Source organism: Methylophaga sp. UBA5088 (assembly GCF_002414625.1).
Classification (GTDB): domain Bacteria; phylum Pseudomonadota; class Gammaproteobacteria; order Nitrosococcales; family Methylophagaceae; genus Methylophaga; species Methylophaga marina.
Window position 1 is genome coordinate 28,975 of the sequence record NZ_DIAC01000086.1, and the last position, 4,824, is coordinate 33,798.

Below are 4,824 nucleotides of genomic sequence, written 5' to 3' on the forward strand. Positions count from 1 at the left end.
CGACATTATTGCCGTAAAGTGATGAATGGAATATTGTGGTCCTGGATTGACCTAAATTTACAACGATTAGAAAGGATATCTAGTAATTCGGGTTTCTTTCTTTTTAGACAGTGAGTGATTGGATTGATAAAGGACTTAGTTACACCGTATCAGACTAGGGTTGTGCCAAGTTATGGTTTGCTAGTCGTATTTTTGTCGTTGCTCACTATCTTCCCTCCCGTCTTTGCTATGCAGCAGTATGAGAGCGAGCAGGTTACTGCCTGGCAATATCGCTGGGGTGATTCCGAATTTGTAAATGGTGAGCCTGAGTGGATTGTCACACCTGAACTACATAGTAGTGATTGGAAAGATATTGATTTCCCTTGTATGCCGCCTGATCGAGGGCAATATAATACCGTTTGGTTTAAGGCAACATTGCCGGATTCTGATCATGATTATTTGCATCCTGTTCTTTACGTCACCAGCATTGACTTAATGGCTGAAGTTTACCTGGAAGATAAAAAGATTTATCAATTTGGTGACTTAAATAATAAACAGCACAAGTCGTTTTATGGTTGGCCTTGGCACTCGATTGATTTGCCAGATGATTATGCGGGTAAAACTATTTATTTCAGGGTTTTTTCAAGCTACCGAGACATTGGTTTGTGGGGTGAAGTCAAACTATTTGAGAAAACACACCTACTGTTTTATCTTTTAGAAAAAGCGTATTTTGAAGTTCTAGTCGCTTTATTCTCATTGTTTGTCGCTATTATTACCTTGGCATTCTCGATGATGCATAGAGGGGAGCGACATTTTCTCTATTTATCATTATTTTCACTGACCTCTGCTGTAATGTTGCTGGCTGAGAATCCAGCTGTTCAATTTGTTTTTAATTACCCTCTAGTACGTGTTTATTTATTAGCGATCTCCTATTACGCATTACCCGTTATTACGAGTTTATTGTTGTCATCATGGTTTGATGACTGGCGACACAAATGGTTAATAAACATCGCTGTTGTCCATCTCATTTATCTTATTTCAGTGATAGGCCTATCTTTAGCGGGCCTAATAGAGCTTGCTGTTACATTCCCTATTTTTGATGCCATATTCGCCATCACGATACTTCTGATAATAGGCCTTGGCATCAGTAAGCGATATTCGTTGGCCTCCGATCAACATCTAGTCATGCTGTCCTTTACGGTATACGGCATATTTCTTTTATTGGATATGGGCATTGCTAATAGTGTTCTTCCCTGGATGCATTTGGATATTTCTGTTGGCGCGTTATTGTTTGCGCTTGTATTGATGCTTATTTCTTTACGTCATTATTCACATGTACAAAGCGCGTTAAAAGAACTGAATGAACACCTAGAAGTGAAGGTGGCTGAACGAACAGCTTCCTTGCATGCTTATGCCGAAGCTGAACAAGAACGTGCTGAACAGCTGCAGCGTCTGAATGTGCTCGGAGCCAGATTAGAAGAACTCAATAGTCGGTTACAAACCGTTGACAATCTCACTGAGGCAAGACATTTACTCATTAAAAAGCTTCCGGACGTTTTTATGCCTGTAGAATTGAGCGTAACAACATCACTTGACGGCGTATCTTTTGAGAGGCAATTGGCTCAAGTAGAACTGCAAGAGCTGGATGGCAGCTATAACGTATTTGTTTATCTGGTTTTAAATAATCTAAGTTCAAAAAAACTAATCAAACAAGACAATCTGAATGATTTCATCAACCGGGTTAAATTGCGTTTAGGTGTGACGCTTAGCAGTATCAAGTTAAAAGAAGAGCTGCATCGTTTTTCATTTGAAGATGCGCTGACAGGGCTTGCTAATCGACGTTTTTTTGATCTGGCACTGCATAGAGAAACTCAGCTGGCAAACCGACAGAAAAACCCATTGTCGCTCCTTATATGTGATATCGATCATTTCAAACATTTTAATGATGAATACGGGCATGAAGTCGGTGATTTTGTACTGAAAACATTAGCGCAATTGATGAATGAGTTTTTCCGTGAAACGGATATACCATGTCGTTATGGTGGTGAAGAATTTGTTGTGATTATGCCTGGCGCGACAATAGATGATGCGACAGAAAAAGCCGAGCTATTAAGGCGTATTGTTGCCGACAAACAGATGGTGTTTAACGGCAAACACATAGACAGCATCACCATTTCCATCGGGATCGCTGATTTAACCCCAAGTAGAAGTGAATCAGAACAGTTGTTAAGTGATGCAGATAAAGCCTTGTATATAGCAAAAGAATGCGGAAGAAACAGGGTAGAAACGACACACCCATAAATAAATTTCCATCTATATCAGAACTATATCAAACTTAATCTGACCAATATTCGCATGATTTTCACATGTCACTTGTTGAAATAATCATATACATAGAGAGGAGAAGTTATGAAAATGATGAAAAAAGTTTTATCTGGCGCTGCTATTGCAGGTTTATTCTTGTCAATGAATGCTTTTGCTGCTGACCATACTGTTACCGCACAAGGTCTGAAATATACGCCGCTCGTTGTTAAAGTGGCCCCTGGAGATAGTGTGAGCTGGACCAATATGAGCACACACAATGTAGAAATGATCGATAACTTGATTCCTGAAGGTACTGAAGCCTTTAAATCTGACATGAGTCAAGATGTCACACATACGTTTGATAAAGAAGGTATCTACATTTACAAATGCACTCCACATATCGGTGCAGGCATGGGCGGTGCGGTCATTGTTGGTAACCCAACCAACTTAGATGCGATTAAGGCTCAAGATGTTTCTGGTGGTATCGGACGAATTGTCAAAAAAGCCATTAAAGAAGCGGAATCAATGTAAATTCATTGAGCACCCACTGTAAAAAGCCGGTCATTACCGGCTTTTTTTATGGGTATAAGATGTGCATGAAAAAAGCGTGTCTTCTGAGGAATGAGTATGGATAAAGTGAATCAGATTTTTTCATCGTTACCAGAATGGTCAGTCGCTATTGTGGTTTTCATAAGTTTATTCATTCTCATGCTGATTATTAAAAAGTTCATTTTGCTTAGAGTTAGCAAAATCACTGCTAGAACAAGCTTTTTCTATGACAAGTTAGTGGTGAAAGTAATGAGCTTTCCTCTGACATTGTGCTTATTGGCATTAACGATAACACTGGCAGAGCACACGCTTCAGTATTTTGATATAGAAACAGAATTTAAATTTTTTCATGCTACTGCACAACTATTGATCGTCGCCGCACTGGTATTGTTCATAGATGGTTTTTTGACGGGTACGGTAGGTCATTATGCCGATAAGACGGCTACCTTAAAAAATAGTAGCTCTATTGTGCAAGGTATTACCCGTGCCATCATCCTTGGACTCGGCTTGTTGATTATCCTTGGCACGATGGGCATTGCCATCACGCCTATCATTGCTTCTTTAGGTATTACTTCACTGGCTGTTGCTTTAGCTTTACAGCCAACATTAACCAACTTCTTTTCAGGTGTTCAGCTTGTCATCGACAAACCAATACGTGTTGGTGACTTTATCGAGTTAGATTCGGGAGAGCAAGGCTTTGTCGAGAAGATTGGCTGGCGCACTACCTGGATCAGGATGTTACCCAATAACTTTATTATCATTCCAAATAGTGTTTTATCGCAGTCAAAAATCATTAACTACTATTACCCTGAAAAACAGCTTTCAGTACCAGTAGAAGTCGGTGTGCATTATGATTCTGATTTAGAGCATGTCGAAAGAGTCACGCTGGAAGTGGCTCGCAATATCCTAAAAACACATAAGTGGGGTGTGCCTGATTATCAGACATTTGTTATTTTTCACACTTTTGATAATTCGAGTATTAATTTCACGGTCATGTTAAGAGCGAAAGAATATTTCAATCGCTTCTTCATTAAATCTGAGTTTATCAAGGCTTTACATCAGCGTTTTAAGGAAGAAAATATTACGATTCCTTATCCTATCAGGGCAATCAATTACCAGCAGGAGAATCCTCAATCAACAGTGGATGATAAGTCTGTATAACGTTTTATTTATTATCGATTTATAAACCAGGGAAAACGATTTTGCTAACTGACTCACTTATCTTGGCAAGCAATTCAGCTTTTTTTTGTTTCGTCAGCGTGGATTCAGAATAATAAATCACCAGTAAATAAGGTTTACCTGTTTCTGGCCAGATAATCGCTACATCATTAAAGGCTCCGTTAGGACCAGAGCCCGTTTTATCACCTACTAGCCAGGTGGACGGGACGCCCGCACGTATTTTGTCATCACCTGTTTGATTGCCTATTAGCCATTGAATAAGCCGTTGTTTGGATACGTCGGATAAATGATCACCAAGCAACAGGGTGTTCAGCGTCGCCAACATCGCTGCAGGTGTTGTTGTATCTCTAAGGTCGCCTGCCAAGTTGCTGTTAAGAGCAGGTTCTATTCTGTCGAGTCTTGTGGTGTTATCGCCTATCGAACGCAAATAGTCGGTTAATGCCTCTGGGCCACCTATTGTTTTTAATAATAAATTGGCCGCAGTGTTGTCACTGAGTTGTAATGTCGCCTGGCTTAACGCTGCTACCGACATGACGCCTTCATCAAGATGTGTTTTGGTGACCGGGGCATAATCCAGTATGTCAGCACGATCGTAATGAATCGGACGAGACAGACTTTCTTGATGCTGATCAATTCGGTGTAAGACATTAGCAACCAGTAAAACTTTGAAGGTGCTACACAATGCAAAACGTTCATTAGCACGATAATGCAGTTGAAATTGGTGTTGTAGGTCATAAGCGGCAATGCCCAGTCTCCCGCCATATTCTTTTTCTAATTGGGCAAATGTTGTCTGCCAATTTATGCCTTCATTAT

General features: G+C 40.1%; 4 protein-coding genes. 3 read left to right on the forward strand and 1 reads right to left on the reverse strand.

What is annotated here, in order from left to right; genetic code table 11:
• The first annotated feature begins 114 nt into the window (after nucleotides 1-114).
• The 3 genes from B4K20_RS10950 (at nucleotide 115) to B4K20_RS10960 (ending at nucleotide 3,993) form a co-directional block, all read left to right on the forward strand.
• Nucleotides 115-2,280, forward strand: a complete 2,166-nt coding sequence (locus B4K20_RS10950; RefSeq protein WP_289282906.1) for a sensor domain-containing diguanylate cyclase — start codon at nucleotides 115-117, stop codon at nucleotides 2,278-2,280.
• A 108-nt stretch (nucleotides 2,281-2,388) separates the two neighbouring features.
• Nucleotides 2,389-2,814, forward strand: a complete 426-nt coding sequence (locus B4K20_RS10955) for a plastocyanin/azurin family copper-binding protein (protein WP_289282907.1) — start codon at nucleotides 2,389-2,391, stop codon at nucleotides 2,812-2,814.
• A 96-nt stretch (nucleotides 2,815-2,910) separates the two neighbouring features.
• The gene (locus tag B4K20_RS10960; protein ID WP_289282908.1) at nucleotides 2,911-3,993 is read left to right on the forward strand and encodes a mechanosensitive ion channel family protein; all 1,083 of its coding nucleotides are present in this window, start codon (nucleotides 2,911-2,913) and stop codon (nucleotides 3,991-3,993) included.
• Between the two features lie 19 nt (nucleotides 3,994-4,012).
• Here B4K20_RS10960 and bla read toward each other — a convergent pair.
• The coding region (gene bla / locus B4K20_RS10965; protein ID WP_289282909.1) for a class A beta-lactamase at nucleotides 4,013-4,824 on the reverse strand (812 nt) is incomplete at its 5' end.